Source organism: Cupriavidus sp. C3SS-1 (genome assembly GCF_057073755.1).
This window is the reverse complement of sequence record NZ_CP172699.1, coordinates 2,559,810-2,581,646: the sequence shown is the minus strand read 5'-3', so window position 1 is coordinate 2,581,646 and position 21,837 is coordinate 2,559,810. Positions and strand designations below refer to the sequence as shown.

Annotated in this window: 17 protein-coding genes; 12 read left to right on the top strand and 5 right to left on the bottom strand. The window is 66.5% G+C overall.

Annotation, left to right across the window (positions count from 1 at the left end):
• Window positions 1-50: 50 nt before the first annotated feature.
• The 3 genes from panC to ACIGJC_RS11960 form a co-directional block, all read right to left on the bottom strand.
• Entirely contained in the window at window positions 51-899 is an 849-nt protein-coding gene (gene panC / locus ACIGJC_RS11970; protein WP_483709038.1) for a pantoate--beta-alanine ligase, read from the bottom strand.
• 148 nt (window positions 900-1,047) lie between these two features.
• Window positions 1,048-1,932 (bottom strand): segregation and condensation protein A, encoded by an 885-nt coding sequence (locus ACIGJC_RS11965; RefSeq protein WP_483709036.1) that lies wholly within the window; start codon window positions 1,930-1,932, stop codon window positions 1,048-1,050.
• Between the two features lie 34 nt (window positions 1,933-1,966).
• Window positions 1,967-2,158, bottom strand: a complete 192-nt coding sequence (locus ACIGJC_RS11960; RefSeq protein ID WP_483709034.1) for a DUF3460 family protein — start codon at window positions 2,156-2,158, stop codon at window positions 1,967-1,969.
• 224 nt (window positions 2,159-2,382) lie between these two features.
• On the opposite strand from ACIGJC_RS11960, the gene ACIGJC_RS11955 reads away from it, so the two are divergent.
• Genes ACIGJC_RS11955 through bamE form a run of 3 tightly spaced genes read left to right on the top strand, consistent with a single transcriptional unit; the run spans window position 2,383 to window position 8,928 of the window.
• Window positions 2,383-4,212 (top strand): autotransporter assembly complex protein TamA, encoded by a 1,830-nt coding sequence (locus ACIGJC_RS11955; RefSeq protein ID WP_483709033.1) that lies wholly within the window; start codon window positions 2,383-2,385, stop codon window positions 4,210-4,212.
• Window positions 4,212-8,336 (top strand): translocation/assembly module TamB domain-containing protein, encoded by a 4,125-nt coding sequence (locus ACIGJC_RS11950; protein WP_483709031.1) that lies wholly within the window; start codon window positions 4,212-4,214, stop codon window positions 8,334-8,336. The genes ACIGJC_RS11955 and ACIGJC_RS11950 overlap by 1 nt, the downstream gene beginning before the upstream one ends.
• A 43-nt stretch (window positions 8,337-8,379) precedes the next feature.
• Window positions 8,380-8,928 (top strand): outer membrane protein assembly factor BamE domain-containing protein, encoded by a 549-nt coding sequence (gene bamE, locus ACIGJC_RS11945; protein WP_483709030.1) that lies wholly within the window; start codon window positions 8,380-8,382, stop codon window positions 8,926-8,928.
• Between the two features lie 68 nt (window positions 8,929-8,996).
• Here the strand turns inward: bamE and metG are convergent, their stop codons facing one another.
• A complete protein-coding gene (metG, locus tag ACIGJC_RS11940) occupies window positions 8,997-11,060 on the bottom strand; it encodes a methionine--tRNA ligase (RefSeq protein WP_483709029.1) in 2,064 nt (687 codons plus the stop codon).
• Between the two features lie 311 nt (window positions 11,061-11,371).
• The gene (locus tag ACIGJC_RS11935; protein ID WP_483709028.1) at window positions 11,372-12,010 is read right to left on the bottom strand and encodes a YiaD family glycine zipper/OmpA-like lipoprotein; all 639 of its coding nucleotides are present in this window, start codon (window positions 12,008-12,010) and stop codon (window positions 11,372-11,374) included.
• Window positions 12,011-12,330: 320 nt separating this feature from the next.
• On the opposite strand from ACIGJC_RS11935, the gene apbC reads away from it, so the two are divergent.
• The 9 genes from apbC to ACIGJC_RS11890 all read left to right on the top strand — a co-directional run bounded on the left by apbC (window position 12,331) and on the right by ACIGJC_RS11890 (window position 21,826).
• Window positions 12,331-13,419: an iron-sulfur cluster carrier protein ApbC gene (apbC, locus tag ACIGJC_RS11930; RefSeq protein WP_483709027.1), complete on the top strand. Its 1,089-nt coding sequence runs from the start codon at window positions 12,331-12,333 to the stop codon at window positions 13,417-13,419.
• A 10-nt stretch (window positions 13,420-13,429) separates the two neighbouring features.
• On the top strand, window positions 13,430-13,942 hold the full coding sequence (locus tag ACIGJC_RS11925) for a DUF3305 domain-containing protein (RefSeq protein WP_483709025.1): 513 nt from the start codon (window positions 13,430-13,432) through the stop codon (window positions 13,940-13,942).
• 12 nt (window positions 13,943-13,954) lie between these two features.
• Window positions 13,955-14,518, top strand: coding sequence for a DUF3306 domain-containing protein (locus ACIGJC_RS11920; protein ID WP_483709024.1), 564 nt, complete (start codon window positions 13,955-13,957; stop codon window positions 14,516-14,518).
• A gap of 97 nt (window positions 14,519-14,615) precedes the next feature.
• Entirely contained in the window at window positions 14,616-16,787 is a 2,172-nt protein-coding gene (locus ACIGJC_RS11915) for a 4Fe-4S dicluster domain-containing protein (RefSeq protein WP_483709023.1), read from the top strand.
• A gap of 31 nt (window positions 16,788-16,818) precedes the next feature.
• Window positions 16,819-17,448, top strand: a complete 630-nt coding sequence (locus ACIGJC_RS11910) for a TorD/DmsD family molecular chaperone (RefSeq protein ID WP_483709022.1) — start codon at window positions 16,819-16,821, stop codon at window positions 17,446-17,448.
• Window positions 17,449-17,583: 135 nt separating this feature from the next.
• Window positions 17,584-17,799 carry a formate dehydrogenase gene (locus ACIGJC_RS11905; RefSeq protein ID WP_483709021.1) on the top strand — a complete coding sequence of 72 codons (216 nt, stop codon included), beginning with the start codon at window positions 17,584-17,586 and terminating at the stop codon, window positions 17,797-17,799.
• A gap of 71 nt (window positions 17,800-17,870) precedes the next feature.
• A complete protein-coding gene (locus tag ACIGJC_RS11900) occupies window positions 17,871-20,897 on the top strand; it encodes a molybdopterin-dependent oxidoreductase (protein ID WP_483709020.1) in 3,027 nt (1,008 codons plus the stop codon).
• 15 nt (window positions 20,898-20,912) lie between these two features.
• Window positions 20,913-21,593 (top strand): formate dehydrogenase FDH3 subunit beta, encoded by a 681-nt coding sequence (gene fdh3B, locus ACIGJC_RS11895; protein ID WP_483709019.1) that lies wholly within the window; start codon window positions 20,913-20,915, stop codon window positions 21,591-21,593.
• Complete coding sequence (locus ACIGJC_RS11890) at window positions 21,590-21,826, top strand: hypothetical protein (protein WP_483709018.1); 237 nt, start codon at window positions 21,590-21,592, stop codon at window positions 21,824-21,826. Before fdh3B ends, ACIGJC_RS11890 begins: the two co-directional genes overlap by 4 nt.
• Window positions 21,827-21,837: the final 11 nt, after the last annotated feature.

Genomic DNA, 21,837 nt, shown 5'->3' with positions numbered 1-21,837 from the left:
CCCGGGGGCTTGCTCTTTTTGTCTGGTGGGGCGGCGCGTGGCCGCCGGGCTCAGATTTCCAGATTGTCGATAAGCCGCGTAGCACCGAGCTTGGCCGCCGTCAGCACCACCAGCGGCTCGCCGGCGGCGAATTCCTCGGGCGTCGGCGCCTGCAGGTTGCTGCGCTTGCGGATGGCCACGTAGTCGGGCTTCCAGCCGCGCTGCGCCAGCGTGTCGCACGCGTTGGCCTCGACGGTCGCCAGCGCGGTGGCCGCGCGGTCGCTGCCCAGCACGGTGTCGCGCACGTCATGCAGCGTACGGTAAAGCATGGGCGCCTCGGCGCGCTCGGCTTCGGTCAGGTAGCGGTTGCGCGACGACAGCGCCAGCCCGTCCTCGGCGCGCACGGTTTCCGCCGGCACGATCTCGATCGGCAGCGCGAACTGCTGGACCATGCGGCGCACGATCATCAGCTGCTGGTAGTCCTTCTTGCCGAACACCGCCACGCGCGGCTGCGCGCACGTGAACAGCTTCATCACCACGGTACAGACACCCTTGAAGAAGCCCGGGCGGAACTCGCCCTCCAGGATGTCGCCGAGGTCGTGGGGCGGATCGATGCGGTACTCCTGCGGCTCCGGGTACATGTCGCGCTCGGTCGGCGCGAACAGCACGTACACGCCTTCCTTCTGCAGCTTTTCGATGTCGTCCTGCAGCGTGCGCGGGTACTTGTCGAAGTCCTCGTTCGGGCCGAACTGCAGGCGGTTGACGAAGATGGACGCCACCACCGGGTCGCCATGCTGGCGCGCCAGCCGCATCAGCGACAGGTGGCCTTCGTGCAGGTTGCCCATGGTGGGGACGAACGCGGCCCGGTTCTGCCCGCGCAACTGGTCACGCAGCTCGTGGATGGAGGAAATGACTTTCATGAACGTGGTGTGCTGTCGTGGTATGGGTGACCCTGGCGCCTTCTGGCGGGCGCCCCGACATGCCCGGCGCACCTTTTGCGGACGCTTCCCGGGTTGTCGGCGGATTGTAGAACATGTAGCCACGCGGCGGGCGCGGCGCGACGGGAGGTCAGGCGGGGGTGTACGCCAATCGCACATAAATTGGCGCGAACGGCTCGGGCTGCGTGATCTCCACCAGGGACTCGCGCGCAAGCTCCAGCATGGCGATGAAGTTCACCACCACCACCGGCACGCCCTTGCCCGAGCGGATCGCGTCTTCGAACAGTTCGGTGAATTCCATGAAGCGCGCATGCTGCAGCCGGCGCAGGATCTGGCTCATGTGCTCGCGCACCGACAGTTCCTCGCGCGAGATCTTGTGGTGCTGGTTGAGCTTGGCGCGCTTGAGCACATCGGCCCAGGCCGATTGCAGGTCGATGGTTTCCACCTCCGGGAAACGCGGCGCCAGGCTCTGCTCGATATAGACCTGCGAGCGCAGGAAGTCGCGGCCCAGCTGCGGCACGGTGTCCAGGCGCTGCGCGGCCAGCTTCATCTGCTCGTATTCGAGCAGCCGGCGCACCAGCTCGGCGCGCGGATCCTCGGCATCCTCGTCGCTGTCGGCCTTCTTGACCGGCAGCAGCATGCGCGACTTGATCTCGATAAGCATGGCCGCCATCAGCAGGTACTCGGCCGCCAGCTCAAGGTTGGTCTTGCGGATTTGCTCGATGTACGACAGGTACTGCCGCGTGACCTGCGACATCGGAATGTCCAGGACGTTGAAGTTCTGCTTGCGGATCAGGTACAGCAGCAGGTCCAGCGGACCCTCGAATGCTTCCAGGAAGATCTCGAGCGCGTCCGGCGGGATGTAGAGGTCCTGCGGCAGCTTGAACAGCGGCTCGCCGTACAGGCGTGCGAACGCCATGCCGTCGACCACCTCGGCCGGGCTGCCCGATTGCGCAGGGGGCCCCGCAGGCAGTTCCACGGCAGGCTTCAGCTTGTCCTGATCGCTCTGGTTCATGGATGGCGCGCGGTAGCCGCGACGTCAGCGCGGATCAGTTGTCCAGCGAGTAGACGTAGGGCTTTTGCGACACGCGCGAGGCTTCGGCGCGGGCGCGTTCCTCGAGGTCGATCGGTTCCTTGTCCCACAGCAGGGCGCGGCCTTCGCGCTGCTCGGTCTCGAGGGCGGGACGTTCCTGCTTGAGCGACTTCAGGAACTGGGTGATTTCCGATTCGTACATGGCCATGGTGGGATTTCTGGTAATGCGCCGCGAAGGCGGCATGAAAGGTACGGTGCGGCAGGATTTTACAGTATCCCGCCCCTGGAACGGTTCGTTCGCCGTGCGCGGCTTGCCGGCGCGTTGCGTTGTGGCAGCCTCATGGTTACGGCCTTGGGCGGGGGTGTGGTCAAATACCGACTTCGTGTACTGCGCACACGCGCCATTCCCGCCCGTCGGAGCAACACCAGCGAATGAGGACCGAATCGGCCTGCATGGCGGCCACCCCTGACCGGAACACCGGGCCGGACGCGCGGCAGCGGATACCCGCGCGCCTGCGGCGGGTGCTCCTGTCCGCGCTGGCGGCGGTGTGGCTGCTGCCGGCCCACGCTACCTACAAAGTGGAGGTGGAGGCGCCCAAGCCCTTGCGCGAGATCCTGGAAAACCACCTCGACCTGTCCCGCTACAAGGACCGCACCGACCTGTCGCCCGACCAGTTCGACTATATGGTGGAGACCGTGGGCGAGCAGGTGCGCCAGTTCGCCTCGACCGAAGGGTATTTCGATCCCGTCACCACCACGCGCCTGGAGGGAGAGGGCGACAAGCGCACCGTGCATGTGATGGTCGACCCCGGCGCGCGCACGCTGATCCGCAACGTCGATATCAAGGTGGAAGGGCCGGCGGCGACACGTTCGCCCGAGCAGGTTGCCGAAGTGCAGAAGAAATGGGACCTGCCCGTCGGCAAGCCATTCCGGCAGGAAGACTGGGACAAGGCCAAGGAAGATGCACTGGTGACGCTGCAGAGCCGGAACTACTACGGGGCGCGGCTGGCCCGGTCCCAGGCGCGCATCGAACCGGATGAACTGCGCGCCGAATTGTCTGCAAGCTATGACAGCGGGCCGGCGTACCTGCTTGGGCCGTTGCACGTCAGCGGCACGCGCCGCTATCCCGAGCAGATCATCTACAACGTGAATCCGCTCAACGAAGGCGAGCCTTATCGCGTCGAGCGGTTGCTGGAATTGCAGCGCGCCATCCAGAACCAGCCCTACTTCTCGAACGTCCAGGTCGAACTGGTGCCGCCGGCCGTGCAGGCGGCTAATCCGCCCGATGGCGTGATCACCGCGCCGGTGGAGGTCAAGGTGCGCGAGTATCCCGAGCACCGGCTGAACAGCGGTGTCGGTTTCACGACCGATACCGGCGCGCAGGTGGAAGGCCGCTATTCCTACTACAACCTGTTCAACCGCGCCTGGGTGTTCGATTCGCAGGCCCGCATCGAACAGAAGCGCTCGTATCTGTTCGCCGAAACCGCCATGCCGCCGGACCGCAGCACGTTCCGCAACAGCCTGTACGGCAGCTACGAGCGCACCATCGACCTGGAGAACACCGATACCACCAGCTGGCGCGCGGGTCTGAAGCGTTCGCGCTCGCGGGAGAAGTACGACATCACGATGTCGCTGGACTTCTACTACGACAACCTGCTGCCGCAGGGCCAGCCCGCGCAGATCAGCAAGGCGCTGGTGCCGGCCTTCGCGTGGGCGCGGCGCGACGTGGACAACCCGGTCTTTCCGCGGCGCGGCAACGTGATCAGCACCCAGCTCGGCGTGGCGGCCAAGGGGCTGCTCAGCGATGCGACGTTCTTCCGCATGTACGGGCGCATCCGCCAGTACGTGCCGGTAGGCAACCGCGACCTGTTCATCGCGCGGCTGGAACTGGGCGCCAACCTCACCAGCGCCGATTCCAGCAAGATCCCGGCCACGCTGCGTTTCCGCGCCGGCGGTACCGATTCGGTGCGCGGTTATAGCTACCAGTCGATCGGCACGGCAAGCGGTTCCAGCGTGCTGCCGGCCAAGTACCTCGCCACGACCGGGCTCGAGTACCAGTACTGGTTCAAGCCCGACTGGGGCATGGCGGTGTTCTGGGATGCCGGCACGGCCGCCGACGCGCTCAACGACGTGAAGATCTTCAATGGCGTCGGTGTCGGCGCACGCTGGCGCAGCCCGGTGGGGCCGGTGCAGCTCGATATCGGCTACGGCATCCAGAAGCAGCAATTCCGTCCGCACATCTCGCTCGGGGTGGCGTTCTGATGGCCCTGGTCGACATGCCCTCGGTTCCGGGCCTCGGCGACGACGCGCCGCCGCCTGACCTGCCGCCGTCCCGGCGGCGGCGTTTCGGCCGCGTGCTGGCGTGGATCGCCGCGGGCCTGCTGGCCTTGCTGGTCGTGCTGGCGGCCGCCGGCGTGCTGGCGCTGCGTTCCGAGACCGGCACGCGGCACCTGTGGACGCTGGCCACGCGGCTGTCGGCCGGGATGCTGGCGGGCAAGTATGAAGGCGGTACGCTGTTCCAGGGCCTGCGGCTGCGCGATGTGGTGTTTGCCAGCGGTGCCACGCACGTGACGGTCGACCGGATCGACAGCAGCTGGAACATGGCGTGGTCGCCGCGGCGCTGGCACGTGGCGTGGCTGCGCATCGGCAAGGTGGAGGTGCAGCTCGGCCCCTCCACGCCGAGCACGACGCCGGCCACGATGCCGACGTCACTCGAACTGCCGCTGGCCATCGACATCGACGTACTGACGCTGGAGCGGCTGTCGCTGCGCACCAGTCCGGCGGCAACGGCGGAGCCGATGGTCTTTTCCGGGCTGGCCGGCGCCCTGCATTCCGACGGGCTGCGGCACCGCCTCAGTGTCGACCGTCTCGAGACACCGTATGGCAAGCTGGCCGCCAACGCGCAGATCGCAGCCCAGGCCCCGTTCGCGCTGAACCTGCAGGCCTTGCTGGAGGCCAGCTGGCAGAAGGAAGACTTCACGGTCAGCGCCACCGCGCAGGGTTCGCTGGACGCGTTGCGCGCCGAGCTGGAGGCCAACGGCGAGCGTATCCGCGCGCGCGCCAGCGCTGACGTAACGCCCTACGGGAAGGTGCCCTTCACGCACCTGCTGGCCGATGGCGAGCGCATCAACCCGCGGCTGTTCAGTCCGTCGGCGCCGCAGGCGAACCTGAGCGTCCATGCCGAACTGCGTCCCGTCGACGCCGCCGGGGCCCCTGCGAAGCTGCCGGCGCCAGCCTCGGCGCCGGCGTCGAGCCCCGCAGCGTCGGCCCCTGCGGCGGCACCGCTCACGGTCGCCGGCGACATCGTCGTGCGCAATCTCGAAGCGGGCCGCATCGATGCCGGCAGATTGCCGGTGCAGTCGGTGCAGGCCCACGTGCAGCTCAACGAGAAGGCGCAAGCCTTGCGCGATCTGCGCATCGCGCTGACGGGCAAAGCCGAGATCACGGGCAGCGGCTCGCTGCAGGACGGTCGCGGGGCTTTTGACCTGGACGTGAATCGCCTCAATCCCGCCGCGCTGCATGGCTCGCTGAACGAAGCCAGCCTGTCGGGCCCGCTGGCCGTGCGCCTGGAGCCAGGCCGGCAGAGCGTGGCGCTGGATCTCAGTGGCGGCGAGCTCAAGCTCTTTGCCGATGCCAGCATGGACGAGAACACGCTGACGCTGTCGGCGTTGCGCGCGACGCTGGGCGCGGGCACGCTCACGGCCGACGGCAAGCTCGGCCTGAAGGACCAGCAGGCGTTCGAGTTCAAGGGCAAGCTGGCGGCGTTCGACCCCGCGCGCCTGGCCAAGGTCGCCAGCGGCCGCATCAACGCGGACTTCAGCACGACCGGCACGCTGGCCAACGAGATTCGCGCCGCGGTGGATTTCACCGTGCGCGAGAGCGAGTACGCCGGCCTGCCGATGACCGGCGCGGGCAAGATCCGGCTGGCGGGCGAGCGGCTGCTGCCCAGCGAAGCCTCGCTCAGCATGGCCGGCAACCAGGTCGACCTGCGCGGCAGCTTCGGCGCGCGCGGCGACCGCCTGCATGTGGCAGTGGATGCGCCACAGCTGGAGCGCCTGAAGTTTGGCGTGGCGGGCAAGCTCAAGCTCGATGCGGACGTGAGCGGGACGATCAAGCGGCCCGAGATCGTGGGCGACTACAGTGCGCAGGCGCTGACGTTCGGACCGCACAGCGTGGCGACGGCCAGCGGGCACGCTGAAGTGCGCGGCGGCCTCGACGGCACCCTGTCGGTGCAGCTTGCGGCGCGCGGCTACAAGGGGCCGCAGGCAAGCCTGAGCACGCTCGACGCCACGCTCAACGGCACGCAGGCCAGCCACGTTTTCGATGCCAGGGCCGCCGGCACGCTGCACCAGCGGCCGCTGCAGCTGGCGTTGTCGGGGCAGGGCGCGTGGAAGGGCCCCAAGGACGGCTGGCAAGGCACCATTCGCACGCTGGAGGAACGCAGCACGGTCAACGTAAAGCTGGCCGCGCCGACACAGCTGATGGTGGCCGACCAGCGGCTGCGCCTCGGCGCCACGCGCCTGCTGTTCGATCGTGCCGTGCTGCAGATCGACAAGCTGGACTGGGACCACGGCCGCATCCGCACGCAGGGCCATCTGGATGGCGTGCAGGTCGGCAATGTGCTGACGCTGGTCGAAACGGTGACGGGCGAGAAGCCACCGCTGCGTTCGGACCTTGTGCTCGATGGCCGCTGGAACCTGACGCTGGCGGAAACCGCCGCGGGGTTTGCCGAGATCCGCCGCCGCAGCGGCGACGTGTCGGTCAACGCCGGGCGTGGCTTCACGTCGCTGGGGCTCGGCGAGACCTCGCTGCGCGCCGATATCGCGGGCGGCAACCGCATCACGCTGCGCGGCGGCACCGTGGCCGAGCGCATCGGCAAGGTGGCCGTCGATGTGTCGGCAGGACTGGTGCCGGACCAGGGGCTGCTCAGCGTAGGGCCGGCCTCGACGCTGGGCGGCACGGTGCATGTCGACGTGCCACGGCTGAAGTCGCTGGAGGCGCTGAGCGGGCCGCAGTATGCCTTCGAAGGCAAGCTGGCGGCAGCGCTGCGGCTTTCCGGCAGCGTCGGCGCGCCGGTGCTCACGGGCACGGTCGATGGCGACAGTATTGCCCTGACGATGTATGACCTGGGCATTCGCCTGACCGATGGCATCGTGCGCATCGTGCTGGACCAGAACACGGTGGAGTTGAAGCAGGTGGAGTTCCGCGGCGGCGACGGCAAGCTCACCGCCACGGGCAACGTCAAGCTGGGCGAGGCCGATCCGAACCTGACGGCCAGGATCGTTGCCGACAAGCTGCAGTTGTTCGCGAGCCCTGAACGCACGCTGATCCTGTCGGGCAATGCGACCATCGGCAACGAGAACCGGCAGATGGCGATTCGCGGCAAGTTCCGCGTCGACCGCGGCCTGTTCGACCTGCCGAAGGCCGGCGCCCCGGTGCTCGGCGACGACGTCGTGGTGGTGCGCCGCAAGGATCAGCGCGAGCTGAAGACGGCCGCCACGCCGGCGCCGGAAGCCAAGCCCGCGAGCAAGTTCAGCCCGCTGATCGAGGTCGCCGTGGATCTCGGCAATGACTTCCGGTTCCGTGGCGCTGGGGCCGATCTCAAGCTGGCCGGGCAGATGACGGTGCTGAGCGAGCCGCTCTCGCCGATGAAAGCCACAGGCACCGTGCGCGTGACCGAGGGCACCTACGAGGCCTTCGGCCGCAAGCTGAATATCGAACGCGGTACCATCAACTTCAACGGCCCGATCGACAATCCGAATATGTACATCCGCGCGATGCGTCGCGGCCAGGAAGTCGAGGCCGGCGTGGAGGTGACCGGCACGGTGCGGCTGCCGCGCGTGCGGCTGGTGTCCGAGCCCAATGTGCCGGAGGAAGACAAGCTGTCATGGCTGATGTTCGGCTACGGCGCGGAAAGCGCCGCCGCGGGCCAGCAGAAGCAGCTCGGCGGCGCGGCTCTGGGTGGCGCCGCGCTCGGCATGCTTGGCGGCAAGGCGGGGAAGGGCGTCGTGCAGCATTTCGGGCTCGACGAGTTCTCGATCGGTCCGTCCACCGCCGGCCTGAATGACCAGCAGGTGGTGAGCGTGGGCAAGGCCGTGACCGACAAGCTCGCGGTCGGTTACGAGCAGAGCCTGACGTCGGCGTCCAACGTGGTCAAGCTGACCTGGGCGTTTTCGCGACGCTGGTCGCTGATCGCCAAGGGCGGATCCATCAACGGCCTGTCGGTCTTGTTCAACCGCCGCTTCGACAACTGGGGCGTCCTGTTCTCCGGGGCTTCGAATCGCAGCGGCACCAGAAGGAGCCAGGAGGATGGCAACCCGGAATCCGATTTCGAAGGCGCGGCACAGGCCGCATCGGCTGCTGTCGCCGAGCCGGTCAAGCGCTGACCGTTACCCGCCAACTTATGCGTCGCCGCGACGCCTTGCCGCCATGGGACTGTTCGCTTCCTTGCTTGCGTTGTTTGGCTGCGACCAGCAGAAGGTCGATGAAGCCATGAAGAAGGCCGGCGATACCGCGCGTGCGACGTGGAACTCGGTCAAGCCGGACAGCCAGTTGTTCAAGGGCATCGAGCCGGGGCAGTCCACCGAGGACGATGTGGTGCGCCAGGCTGGCAAGCCGGAGACCGCGTGGGAGGAAGAGAACGGCGCGCGGCGGCTGGAGTATCCGCGCGGACCCGAGGGCGCAACCACGTGGATGGTGACGATCGATGCCGATGGCAAGGTAGCGCGCATCGAGCAAGTGTTGACGGCAGAGAATTTCGCACGCGTGCGGCCCGGGATGAACCAGGACCAGGTCAGGCGCATGCTTGGCAAGCCGACCAAGGTTGAGAAATTCGCGCTGAAGAAAGAGGAGGTGTGGGGCTACCGGTGGTGGGAGTCGTCACAGGAAAAGGCCTTCTTCAATGTGCACTTCAATCCCGACGGCATGGTCACGACGACGTCGCGCAGCGACGATCCGTCCCGCATGGGAGGCGGATGATGGTCCGGCCGCGATAAAAAAAGGCGGCTGCCCGAAGGCGCCGCCGTTTTGCTTTGCCGCGAGGCGGGTCAGCCGATCCGCATTCCCGGCACCGCCCCACTGTGCGGTTCCAGGATGTAAAGGCCCGGACTGGCCTTCTCATCCGCCGCCGACGCGGCCAGCACCATCCCTTCCGACACCCCGAACTTCATCTTGCGCGGCGCCAGGTTGGCGACCACCACGGTCAGCTTGCCCACCAGCTGTTCCGGCGAGTAGGCCGACTGGATGCCCGAAAACACGTTGCGCGTGCGGCCTTCGCCCAGGTCGAGCGTAAGCTGCAGCAGCTTGCTGGAGCCTTCCACCTTCTGGCATTCGACGATCTTCGCGACACGCAAATCGATCTTGGCAAAATCGTCGATCGTGATGGTGTCCGCGACCGGCTCGATCGATGCGGCCGATGCCGATGCGGCCGGCGCCGCAGCCTGCAGCGATTCGCGGTTTGCGGCCAGCAGTGCATCGACCTGCTTGGCATCGACACGGGTCATCAGGTGCTGGTACGGCTGCACCGGGCTCGAGGCCGACAGCTGCTTGTCGATCGCGCGCCAGTCGAGCGGCTCGACGTTGAGGAAGCGCTCGACGCCGGCGGCCATCGCCGGCACCACCGGCTTCAGGTAGACCGTCAGCAGGCGGAACGCTTCCAGCGACACCGAGCACGCGGCGTGCAGCGCGTCGCGCTTGGCTTCGTCCTTGGCCAGTTCCCACGGCTTTTCGGTATCGACGAAGGCATTGACGGCGGCGGTCAGCTCCATCACCAGGCGTAGCGCCTTGCTGTATTCGCGCGCTTCATACAGCTGGGCGACCTGCGGCGCGGCTTCGCGCAGCTGCTTGAGCAGCGGATGTGCCAGCGCGGCTTCGTTGACCTTGCCTTCGAAGCGCTTGACCAGGAAACCGGCTGCGCGGCTGGCGATGTTGACGTACTTGCCGATCAGGTCGCTGTTGACCCGGGCGATGAAGTCGTCCAGGTTCAGGTCCAGGTCTTCCATGCTCGCATTGAGCTTGGCGGCGAAGTAGTAGCGCAGCCACTCCGGGTTCATGCCGGTGTCGACATAGCTCTGCGCGGTGATGAAGGTGCCGCGCGACTTGCTCATCTTGGCGCCATCCACCGTCAGGAAGCCGTGCGCGAACACGTTGGTCGGCGTGCGGTAGCCCGAGAAGCGCAGCATGGCCGGCCAGAACAGCGTGTGGAAATACAGGATGTCCTTGCCGATGAAGTGGTACTGCTCGGCCGTGGAGTGCGGGCCGACCCAGGCGTCGAAGTCGATGCCCTTCTTCTCGGCCAGGTTCTTGAAGCTTGCGTAGTAGCCGATCGGCGCGTCCAGCCACACATAGAAGTACTTGCCCGGTGCGCCCGGGATCTCGAAGCCGAAGTAAGGCGCGTCGCGCGAGATGTCCCAGTCGGACAGGGTCGAGGCTTCGCCTTCGCTGCCCAGCCATTCCTGCATCTTGTTGGCGGCTTCGGGCTGCGCCAGGTCGGCCACCCACTCGCGCAGGAAAGTTTCGCAGCGCGGGTCGGACAGCTTGAAGAAGAAGTGCGTGGACGACTTGCGCACCGGCGTGGCGCCGGACACCACCGAGTACGGGTTCTTCAGGTCGGTCGGCACGTAGGTGGTGCCGCACACTTCACACGAGTCGCCGTACTGGTCCTTGGCGCCGCACTTCGGGCATTCTCCCTTGATGAAGCGGTCCGGCAGGAACATGTTCTTGACCGGGTCGAAGAACTGCTCGACCTCGCGCTCGGCGATCAGGTCGTCGGCCTTCAGGGCCAGGTAGATCTTTTCGCACAGCGCGCGGTTTTCTTCCGCGTCGGTGCTGTAGTAGTTGTCGAACGACACCAGGAAGCTGTCGAAGTCGCGCTTGTGCTCGTTCCAGACGCGGTCGATCAGTTGCTTGGGCGAAATGCCTTCCTTCTCGGCCCGCAACATGACCGGCGTGCCGTGCGTGTCGTCGGCGCCGACGTAGTAGACCTCGTTGCCCATCATGCGCTGGAAGCGCACCCAGATGTCAGTCTGGATGTACTCCACCAGGTGGCCGATATGAATCTGGCCGTTGGCATATGGCAGGGCAGATGTAACGAGGATACGACGTGCGGTCATGGAAAAGAGCCGGTGGGGATGACGGGGAAGCGATCTGCGACGGCAGCCGCGGCGAGGCCGGGCGCCGGCCGCGAAAGGGCTATTCTAGCAAGCACCGCCCGGCGCGACCGGTATTGCGCATGGTGAAACCGGCGCCGACCGAATGGTGATGCTTGGCGCACTCCTGGTCCTACGGCCAAAAAAAAGCGCCGGTCAGCGCCGGCGCAGCTTTCCACAACGGAAAAGGAGGAGAAATCAGGTACCGCCCGGGAGGTCAGCCACCCATCGCGAGCCAGCAACGGTGGCAAGCGGTACCTGTTTCTATGACCGGGTCATCCCTGAATTGGTTTCAAAAAAATTTCAACGCGGCGATTTTGTGCCCGTCCGGCCTCGGTGGCGTTGTCCGCCACGGGTTGGGTCTGGCCCCGGCCCTCGGCGGAGAGACGGTTGCGGGCGACTCCGCGGTCACCCAGGTAGCCCGCCACGCTCTGGGCGCGGCGCTGGGACAGCTGCATGTTGTATTGCGCGTTGCCGGTGCTGTCGGTATGGCCGACGACGTTGGCGCTGACATCCTGGTGCTGCCCCAGCGTCTGGGCCACCTGGTCAAGCACCGAGCGGAACGACGGCTTGATGGTGGCGCTGTCGGTATCGAACGTGACCTGGCTCGGGATATTGACCTTGAGCGAGCCGTCCGGCTGTTCCGTGATCTGCGTCCCGGTGCCGGCCGTGTCCTTGTTCAGCTTGCCGCGGATGGCGTTCCAGTTGTAGCCGGCAGTACCGCCGAGGGCGCCGCCCACTGCCGCGCCGACCAGCGTGCCAGTGGTATTGCCACCGATCAGGTTGCCCAGGCCTGCGCCTACTGCAGCGCCCACGCCGGTCCCGACGGCCGTGTGGGTCTGTTGTTCGGTGGCGCAGCCGGCGGCCAGAACCGTGACCGCGGCGAGCGAGATGGTGGCGAACTTGAATTTCATGCTTTCTCCTTCTGAATGTTCCCGTAGAAGTATTTTGGATTGCTGCAACGAGGATGGTAACGCCGATAGTAACGCCCGGCGCACCCGCCATGCCCCCGCACGATCCGGATAGGCACGGCGGGGCCTTGTGCAAACACTGCGGCACTACAATATGGATATGGCGGTGCGCGCACAAGTGCAAGCTTGTGAGATTTGTAAATGTCTGTAATCCCACAAAGCCCGAAAGGGCTTGGGCGCCGATTCGCGGTCCTGATGGCCGCTGCTGCATACTTTGATACATTAGTCCGTCCCCACCCCTCACCATCACAGCGGAGTTTGTCTTGAGCCTCAGTACTGAACAGGTCACGGAAGTCCTGCGTACGGTCATCGACCCCAACACGGGCAAGGACCTGGTGTCCACCCGCTCGGCCAGGAATATCCGCGTCGACGGCGGCGACGTGTCGCTGGAGGTGGAACTGGGCTACCCGGGCAAGAGCCAGTTCGAGCCGATCCGCAAGCTGGTGGTGGCTGCCGTGCGGCAGCTCCCCGGCGTCAGCAATGTGAGCGTCAGCGTCAGCATGAAGATCGTCGCCCACGCCGTGCAGCGCGGCGTCAAGCTGCTGACCGGCGTGAAGAACGTGATCGCGGTGGCCTCGGGCAAGGGCGGTGTCGGCAAATCGACCACGGCGGTCAACCTGGCACTGGCCCTGTCCGCCGAAGGCGCGCGCGTAGGCATGCTCGATGCCGACATCTACGGTCCCAGCCTGCCGATGATGCTGGGCATCGACGGCCGCCCGGAGTCCTCCGACGGCCAGACCATGGAGCCGCTGGAAGGCCACGGCCTGCAGGCCAACTCGATCGGCTTCCTGATCGAACAGGACAACCCGATGGTATGGCGCGGCCCGATGGTCACGTCGGCGCTGGAACAGCTGCTGCGCCAGACCAACTGGCATGACCTGGATTACCTGATCGTCGACATGCCCCCCGGCACTGGCGACATCCAGCTCACGCTGTCGCAGAAGGTGCCCGTGACCGGCGCGGTGATCGTGACCACGCCGCAGGACATCGCGCTGCTGGACGCCAAGAAGGGCCTCAAGATGTTCGAGAAGGTGGGCATTCCCATCCTGGGCATCGTCGAGAACATGGCGGTGTACTGCTGCCCGAACTGCGGCCATGTCGAGCATATCTTTGGCCAGGGTGGCGGCGAGAAGATGTGCGCCGACTACGGCGTGGACCTGCTGGGCAGCCTGCCGCTGAACCTGTCGATCCGCGAGCAGGCCGATTCGGGCCGCCCCACGGTGGTCGCCGACCCCGACAGCCCGGTGGCGGAGCTGTATCGCGGCATCGCGCGCAAGGTGGCCATCAAGGTGGCCGACAAGGCGCGCGATATGACCAGCAAGTTCCCCAGCATCGTCGTGCAGAACACCTGAGGCCAACGCCATGGACATGCCCGCGCCGCAAGCCCGTCCCGCCGTCACCATGGCGGTGGTCATGCGAAGGGTGGCGCTGGCAAGTCGCTGGCAGTCCTGGAAATGGGAGCTGGAAGCCGTCTGGCCCGACCTGGGCGAGTTCGGCGCCACGCCCATGTGCCTGGAACAGGACGGGCACGGCGCGCGCTGGCTCTATCCCGGTTTCGAGGTCGCGCTGTTCCATGACCAGGGCGAAGGCTACTACCTCAACCTCACCTCCACGCAGCCCTGCTGGTTCGTGCACTGGCGCATGCAGGAAGAGGTTCCCGCGGACGAGGCACGGCCCGTGCCGGTCACCGTGTCGCTGTCCTACAACGAAGCGGGGCGCTGGCTCGATGCCGGCGAAACCGTGGAGAACGTGCCGCTTGCACCCGAACAGCGCGAATGGCTGCAGGCTTACGTCGACCAGAACTACCGTCCCGAACCGAAGCAGCGTCGCCGGCCCGAGTCGTTCAAGGCGCCGGAGGATCGCGCGCGCTACTGACGGCCGCCGGCCATGAGCGAATCGTCCTTCCTGTCACGCTGGTCGCGCCGCAAGGCCGCGGTGCGGGAGGGCGCTTCCGTGCCGGACGAGCCGCCGGGTGCCGAACCGGTTCAGCCCGAGCCGCTGCCCGCTGTCGACGCGCAGGTCCCTGCAACGCCCGCCGAAGCGCCGGTTGATCTCCCCACCATGGCGGATGTGGCGCAGCTGCGACCCGGCGACAACATAGCGCGCTTTGTCGCGCGCGGCGTGGACGAGGGTGTCAAGCGTGCCGCGCTCAAGACCTTGTTTGCCGATCCGCACTTCAATGTGATGGATGGCCTCGACACCTATATCGACGACTACGGCAAGCCGGACCCGATTCCGCCGGATGTGCTGCGGCGCCTGACCCAATCCAGGACGCTGGGATTGTTCGATGACGTGGAAGCCGCGCAAGCCCCGCAAGCGGCAGGGTTCGCGGCGTTGCCGGAATCCGCGGCAGCGTCCGTCCCAGCCTTGCCGGACACGGAACCGGACGATGCCGAAGTCCACGTGCCATCCGTCGAGTCCGTAGCACCAGACCCGGACAAGCACGCGTAGCTCGCAGCATACGCCAGGCCTACAATAGGTCTCCCACAATTCCCGGCCTGCAGACCCTCGCAAGAAAGGGTGCCCGGGCCGGTCAGCCGCATTCGCCATGCCGACGCTGATCTGCAATTGCAATGACACCATGCCGCTCGACGCAGCGGCGCTGTCCCAGGCCAACGGTGCCAACGGTGAGCCACTGAAGGTTCACCGGCTGCTGTGCCGCAGGGAGATCGGCGCTTTCACCGCCGCGCTCGACGGGACCGATGATGTGATCGTCGCCTGCACGCAGGAGCGGCAGCTGTTCACTGAAGTCGCGGCACAGGCCGCGCGCGGCGCCGATGGCCGCGCCGTGGTGGCCGCGCCCGTGCGCTTCGTGAATATCCGCGAGACTGGCGGCTGGTCCCAGGGCGCCAGGCGCGACCCGAAAACCGCCAACGCGAAGATCGCCGCCTTGCTGGCCGTGGCCGCCTTGCCCGAGCCGGATCCAGTGCCGGTGGTGGACTACCGCTCCGAAGGCGCCGTGCTCGTGATGGGCCCCGCCGACCGCGCCTTGCCGTGGGCCGGGCGTCTCGCGGCCATGGCGCTCGAAGTCACCGTGCTGCTGCCCTCCGATGCAACGTCACACGGCCGCGTGGAACCCGGTATCGCGCCCGCGGATCGCGCCTACCCCGTCCACAGCGGCACGCTGAAGACCCTGGCCGGCTGGCTCGGCGCCTTTGCGGCCACCTGGGAGACCGGTGCGGGCCGCGCGAATCCCATCGATCTCGATCTTTGCACGCGGTGCAATGCCTGCATCGAAGCCTGCCCGGAACAGGCGATCGACTTCAGCTACCAGATCGACCTGGACCGTTGCCGCGCGCACCGCGATTGCGTGCGGGCATGCGGCGCGGCGGCCGCGATTGACTTCGACCGGCCGCCGGCGATCAGCGAGGGCCGCTTCGACCTGGTCTTCGATCTCAACGATGCGCCGGCCTTCACGATGCACGAGCCGCCGCAAGGCTACCTGCATGCCGGCGCGGATGCGCTGCGCCAGCAGCAACAGGCGCTGGTGCTGACGCAACTGGTCGGCGAATTCGAGAAGCCCAAGTTCTTCCGCTACAAGGAAAGCCTCTGCGCTCACGGCCGCAACCAGACCACCGGCTGCACCGCGTGTATCGACATCTGCTCGACGCAGGCCATCCGTTCGCAATGGCATGACGGCAAGGGCCGCATCGAGGTCACGCCCAACCTGTGCATGGGCTGCGGGGCGTGTACCACGGTGTGCCCGAGCGGCGCGATCAGCTACGCGTATCCGGGGCCGGAGATGCTGGGCACGCGCTTGCGCACGCTGCTGTCGGCCTACCGGTCGGCGGGCGGGCGCGATGCCGTGGTGTTGCTGCACGGGGAAGCGACCGGCACGCCGGCCATCCTGGCGCTGGGGCGCGCCGCGCGCGCCGGGCGGGCGCAAGGCGTGCCGCCGAACGTGATGCCGGTGCAGGTGTTTCATCCGGCTTCGGCAGGGCTGGAACTCTGGCTGTCGGCGCTGTGCTGGGGCGCGGCGCGCGTGGCGGTGCTGCTGACCGGCGACGAGGCGCCGCAGTACCGCACCGCATTGATCGGGCAGATCGATGTCGCGCGGTCGCTGCTGGCCGGGCTCGGCTACGACGGCGAGGCCGTGTCGCTGGTCGAGGCGAACGATGCGGCGTCGCTGGACCAGGGGCTTGCCGCGCTGCGCCCCGCGCGGCAAGCGTTGCCGCCCGCGCCATTCGGTGCCGTGGCTGCCAAGCGCGAGATGCTCGAGTTTGCGCTCGACCACCTCGTGCGGCACGCGCCGGTCCCGGCCGACATCGTGCCGCTGCCTGCAGGAGCACCGTTCGGGGCGGTGGCGGTCGACACGGCGGCTTGCACGCTCTGCATGGCCTGCGTCGGCGCGTGCCCGACCCAGGCCCTGCGTGACAACCCGGAGCGCCCGGTGCTTGGCTTCCTGGAGCGCAACTGCGTGCAGTGCGGCCTGTGCGAGAAGACCTGCCCGGAGAACGCGGTCACGCTCGTGCCACGCCTGCTGACCGGCGATGCCGCGCGGCGCGCCGTCACGCTCAATGAATCGCAGCCGTTCCATTGCGTGCGCTGCGCCAAGCCGTTCGGCACCGCGCAGATGGTGGAGGCGATGCTGGTGCGCCTGGCCGGACACCCGGCCTTTGCCGGCGCGGCCGCCGAGCGCCTCAAGATGTGCCCCGATTGCCGGGTAGTCGACATGATGGAGCGCGACCCGGGGGCGATCAGCGGCGCCACGCTCCGGTAAGCATTTCCGCCCAGACAAGAAACATCACGACATGACAGAGTTCCAGACGATCCAGCTGACCGCCGCGCCCGAAGACGATACCGAGGACATTGCCCGCGCCGATTTGTATGGCCTGCTGGCCACGCTGTTCTATCGCGCGCCGGACGCGGCGCTGCTCCATCACATCGCCGCCAACCGCGCGCCGGACGAGAGTTCGGGCACGATACTCGGCCAGGCGTGGAACGCATTGTGCGATGCGGCGTCGACCACCAGCGAGGCCGAGGCCGCCGACGAGTACCGTGAACTGTTCCTCGGCGTGGGGCGCCAGGAGGTCTTCCTGTACGGCTCCTTTTACCTCACCGGCTTCCTGAACGAGCGCCCGCTGGTGGTCCTGCGTGACGACCTGGCCCGCTATGGGCTGGTCCGGCACGACAATGTCAGCGAAACCGAGGACCACGTCGCCGCGCTGTGCGAGGTGATGCGTTTCCTCGTGGGGGGCGATGATGTCGCCGTGTCCAACCTCGGCGAACAACAGCGCTTCTACGCGCAGCACCTGCAGCCGTGGATCGGGAAATTGTGCGATGCACTAAGCGGCCATCCGAAAGCGCGCTTCTATCGCAGCGTTGCCGGATTGATGCAGGCCTTCACGGATGTCGAGGCCATGGCGCTCGAAATGCATTGATTGCATTGTCTTCCGTAATAGGGATTAACCCGGTAACTCCATGGTTTTTCAGCGATATTGCACCTAGAATATGCATAACAACGCATAACGGCTGAATCATCGGCATGCCTGTGCCGAACCCGAGGAGTGCCTCACATGAAAGAGAAGCAACCCAGGGTCGCGCGCCGCGGTTTTCTTGCGGGCGCTGGAGTTGTTGCTGCCGCCGCCGGCGCAGCGTCGCTGACCGCGCGGGGTCCCGCCGTGCCGGTCCAGAGCGCGGCCATCCCGGAGCCCACCGACGTGTCGTCGGACCAAGCGGGCTATCGGGTGTCCGAGCACATTCGCAAGTACTACCGCACCACGCTGGTGTGAGCACGCCGGCGGGCCGGGCCATCCGGCGGCGCCAGTCCGGCATTTGCTGCTTTCCTCTGTTGAGGTGAGACATGATCTTGACCCGCAAGCGCGCGGCGCAGGGCACATCGACCCGGCTGGCTGACAACCTCGCTCAGACTAATGCGTCGGGAACCGGCCGCCTTTCCACGCGGCTCGCCGCGAGCCTGGCCGGCGCCATGCCGACCATGGACCGGCGCAGCTTCCTCAAGCGCTCCGGCATTGGTGTCGGGGCCGGACTGGCGGCCTCGCAACTGACGCTGCTGCGCAAGGCCGATGCCGCCGATGACAAGACCGTTGCCGCTGCCGAAGGCAAGGGCGGCATCGTGGTGAGGCGCACCGTGTGCGGCCACTGCTCGGTGGGCTGCGCGGTCGATGCCGTGGTGCAGAACGGCGTTTGGGTGCGGCAGGAACCGGTGTTCGACTCGCCCATCAATATGGGCGCGCACTGTGCCAAGGGCGCCGCGCTGCGCGAGCACGGCCACGGCGAATATCGCCTGAAGTACCCGATGAAGCTGGTCAACGGCAAGTACCAGCGTATCGGCTGGGACCAGGCGCTCGACGAGATCACCGCGAAGATGAAGGAGATCCGCCAGCAGACCGGACCGGATTCCATGTTCTTCATCGGCTCTTCCAAGCACAGCAACGAGCAGTCCTACCTTTTGCGCAAATGGGTGTCTTTCTTCGGCACCAACAACACCGACCACCAGGCGCGCATCTGCCACTCCACCACCGTGGCGGGCGTGGCGAACACCTGGGGCTACGGGGCGATGACGAACTCTTACAACGATATGCAGAACGCGAAAGCGGCTCTGTATATCGGCTCCAACGCGGCCGAGGCGCATCCGGTGTCGATGCTGCACCTGCTGCATGCGAAGGAGAATGGCTGCAAGGTGATCGTGGTGGACCCGCGCTTCACGCGCACGGCCGCGAAGGCCGACCACTACGTGCGCATCCGTTCGGGCACCGATATCGCCTTCCTGTTCGGGGTGCTGTACCACGTCTTCCAGAATGGCTGGGAAGACCCGAAGTACCTGCACGACCGCGTCTACGGCATGGACAAGGTCAAGGAAGACGTCCTGGCCAAGTGGTCGCCGGACAAGGTCGAGGAAGTCTGCGGCGTGCCCGAGGCGCAGGTGAAGATGGTCGCCGAGATCATGGCGAAGAACCGGCCCAGCACGCTGGTCTGGTGCATGGGCCAGACCCAGCACTCGATCGGCAACGCCATCGTGCGCGCGTCGTGCATCGTGCAGCTTGCGCTTGGCAATATCGGCGTTTCCGGTGGCGGCGCCAACATCTTCCGCGGGCATGACAACGTGCAGGGCGCCACCGACGTCGGCCCCAATCCGGATTCACTGCCTGGCTACTACGGCCTGGCCACGGGCGCGTGGAAGCACTATGCGGCCGTGTGGGGAGTCGACTACGACTGGATCAAGCAGCAGTTCGTCTCGCAGGCAATGATGGAGAAGTCCGGTTCGACCGTGTCGCGCTGGATCGACCTGGTCACCGAGAAGAACGAACTGCTCGACCAGGACAACAACGTGCGCGGGGTGTTCTTCTGGGGCCATGCGCCGAACTCGCAGACGCGCGGCCTGGAAATGAAGAAGGCCATGGACAAGCTCGACCTGCTGGTCGTGGTCGACCCGTATCCCTCCGCCACTGCGGCCATGGCCAACATGCCGGGCGCTGAAGGCGAAAAGGTCAACCCGAACCGCGCGGTCTACCTGCTGCCGGCCTGCACGCAATTCGAGACCTCGGGTTCGTGCACGGCGTCCAACCGTTCGCTGCAATGGCGCGACAAGGTGATCGAGCCGCTGTTCGAATCGATGCCCGACCACACCATCATGCAGGCCTTCGCGGACAAGCTCGGCTTTGGCAAGGAGCTGTCGAAGAACTACAAGATGATCGAGGTGAAGCGCGCCGGCCGCACATGGATGGAGCCGGAGATCGAGTCGATCCTGCGCGAGATCAACCGCAGCAACTGGACCATCGGCTACACCGGCCAGTCGCCGGAACGGCTCAAGGCCCATATGCGCAATATGCAGATGTTTGACGTGAAGACGTTGCGCTGCAAGGGCGGCAAGGATGCCGCGACCGGCTATGACCTGACCGGCGACTACTTCGGCCTGCCGTGGCCGTGCTACGGCACGCCGGAACTCAAGCACCCGGGCTCGCCCAACCTGTACGACACCAGCAAGCACGTGATGGAAGGCGGCGGCAATTTCCGCGCGAACTTCGGCGTGGAGCGCGACGGTGTCAACCTGCTGGCCGAGGACGGTTCGTACTCGAAGGGGGCCGAGATCACCACGGGCTATCCCGAGTTCGATCACGTGCTGCTCAAGAAGCTGGGCTGGTGGGACGACCTGACGGACGCCGAGAAAAAGGCCGCCGAAGGCAAGAACTGGAAAACCGACCTGTCGGGCGGCATCCAGCGCGTGGTGCTCAAGGTCCATGGCTGCCATCCGTTTGGCAACGCCAAGGCGCGTGCCGTGGTGTGGAACTTCCCTGACCCGATCCCGCAGCACCGCGAGCCCTTGTACTCAACGAGGCCCGACATGGTCGCGAAGTACCCGACCCACGACGACAAGATGGCGTTCTGGCGCTTGCCCACGCTGTACAAGACCGTGCAGCAGCGCAACGTCGAGAACAAGGTCTACGAGAAGTTCCCGATCATCCTGACCTCCGGCCGCCTGGTCGAATACGAGGGCGGCGGCGAGGAGACCCGGTCGAACCCGTGGCTGGCCGAACTGCAGCAGGAGAACTTCGTCGAGATCAATCCGGTCGCCGCGTCCCAGCGCGGCATCCGCAATGGCGACTTCTGCTGGGTCAGGACGCCTACCGGCGCCACCCTGAAGGTGCGCGCGCTCGTGACGGAACGCGTCGGCCCGGACACCGCGTTTATCCCGTTCCATTTCTCGGGCTGGTGGCAGGGCAAGGACCTGAAGACGTACTACCCGGATGGCGCCATGCCGATCGTGCGTGGCGAGGCCGTCAACACGGGTACGACGTACGGATACGACTCGGTGACGATGATGCAGGAAACCAAGACCACCATTTGCCAGATCGAACGCTTTGCATAAGGGCAGGATGAAACCATGGCACGCATGAAATTTATCTGTGACGCCGAACGCTGCATCGAGTGCAATAGCTGCGTCACCGCCTGCAAGAACGAGAACGAGGTGCCATGGGGCGTCAACCGGCGCCGCGTGGTCACCATCAACGACGGCATGGTCGGCGCGGAGAAGTCGATCTCCGTCGCCTGCATGCACTGCTCGGATGCGCCGTGCATGGCGGTCTGCCCGGTCGACTGCTTCTACCGCACCGAGGACGGCGTGGTGCTGCACGACAAGGACGTCTGCATCGGCTGCGGCTACTGCTCGTACGCGTGCCCGTTCGGCGCGCCGCAGTTTCCATCCACCGGTACCTTCGGCGTGCGCGGCAAGATGGACAAGTGCACCTTCTGCGCGGGCGGCCCCGAGAAGAACGGCTCCGAAGCGGAATTCGAGAAATACGGCCGCAACCGGCTGGCCGAGGGCAAGCTGCCGCTGTGCGCGGAAATGTGCTCGACCAAGGCGCTGCTCGGCGGCGACGGCGACGTGATCGCCGACATCCTGCGCAACCGCGTGATCAAGCGCGGCAAGGGCGGCGATGTGTGGGGCTGGGGCACCGCATACGGGAATCGTGGCGGCGCCCAGCAGGCGCCCGCCGCACCGGCGGCACCTGCCGCACCGGCCAACCCGGCTCCTGCCAGCGGCAACGGAGGGCAACCATCATGACGCGCATTCCGATGGCGGCCATGCTGGCCGTGGCCGGCTTGCTGCTCGCCGGCTGTGGCGAGAAGCCGCAGACCACGACGGCTTCGCACAAGAAGTCGGATGCGGTCGCCTACCAGGGCGCGCCGGACGACCCGTTCGTCGTCAAGGGCTGGACCACCGGTGACAAGACCAGCTGGACCAACCAGATCCGACAGCGCAACCAGCTGCAGAACGAATACAACCGCACGCCGTGACTGCACCGCAG

Excerpts from the sequence above, each read along its gene's own strand:
- panC (WP_483709038.1), bottom strand. The coding sequence starts at position 899 with ATGAAAGTCATTTCCTCCATCCACGAGCTGCGTGACCAGTTGCGCGGG.
- ACIGJC_RS11965 (WP_483709036.1), bottom strand. The coding sequence starts at position 1,932 with ATGAACCAGAGCGATCAGGACAAGCTGAAGCCTGCCGTGGAACTGCCT.
- ACIGJC_RS11960 (WP_483709034.1), bottom strand. The coding sequence starts at position 2,158 with ATGGCCATGTACGAATCGGAAATCACCCAGTTCCTGAAGTCGCTCAAG.
- ACIGJC_RS11955 (WP_483709033.1), top strand. The coding sequence starts at position 2,383 with ATGAGGACCGAATCGGCCTGCATGGCGGCCACCCCTGACCGGAACACC.
- ACIGJC_RS11950 (WP_483709031.1), top strand. The coding sequence starts at position 4,212 with ATGGCCCTGGTCGACATGCCCTCGGTTCCGGGCCTCGGCGACGACGCG.
- bamE (WP_483709030.1), top strand. The coding sequence starts at position 8,380 with ATGGGACTGTTCGCTTCCTTGCTTGCGTTGTTTGGCTGCGACCAGCAG.
- metG (WP_483709029.1), bottom strand. The coding sequence starts at position 11,060 with ATGACCGCACGTCGTATCCTCGTTACATCTGCCCTGCCATATGCCAAC.
- ACIGJC_RS11935 (WP_483709028.1), bottom strand. The coding sequence starts at position 12,010 with ATGAAATTCAAGTTCGCCACCATCTCGCTCGCCGCGGTCACGGTTCTG.
- ACIGJC_RS11925 (WP_483709025.1), top strand. The coding sequence starts at position 13,430 with ATGGACATGCCCGCGCCGCAAGCCCGTCCCGCCGTCACCATGGCGGTG.
- ACIGJC_RS11920 (WP_483709024.1), top strand. The coding sequence starts at position 13,955 with ATGAGCGAATCGTCCTTCCTGTCACGCTGGTCGCGCCGCAAGGCCGCG.
- ACIGJC_RS11915 (WP_483709023.1), top strand. The coding sequence starts at position 14,616 with ATGCCGACGCTGATCTGCAATTGCAATGACACCATGCCGCTCGACGCA.
- ACIGJC_RS11910 (WP_483709022.1), top strand. The coding sequence starts at position 16,819 with ATGACAGAGTTCCAGACGATCCAGCTGACCGCCGCGCCCGAAGACGAT.
- ACIGJC_RS11905 (WP_483709021.1), top strand. The coding sequence starts at position 17,584 with ATGAAAGAGAAGCAACCCAGGGTCGCGCGCCGCGGTTTTCTTGCGGGC.
- ACIGJC_RS11900 (WP_483709020.1), top strand. The coding sequence starts at position 17,871 with ATGATCTTGACCCGCAAGCGCGCGGCGCAGGGCACATCGACCCGGCTG.
- fdh3B (WP_483709019.1), top strand. The coding sequence starts at position 20,913 with ATGGCACGCATGAAATTTATCTGTGACGCCGAACGCTGCATCGAGTGC.
- ACIGJC_RS11890 (WP_483709018.1), top strand. The coding sequence starts at position 21,590 with ATGACGCGCATTCCGATGGCGGCCATGCTGGCCGTGGCCGGCTTGCTG.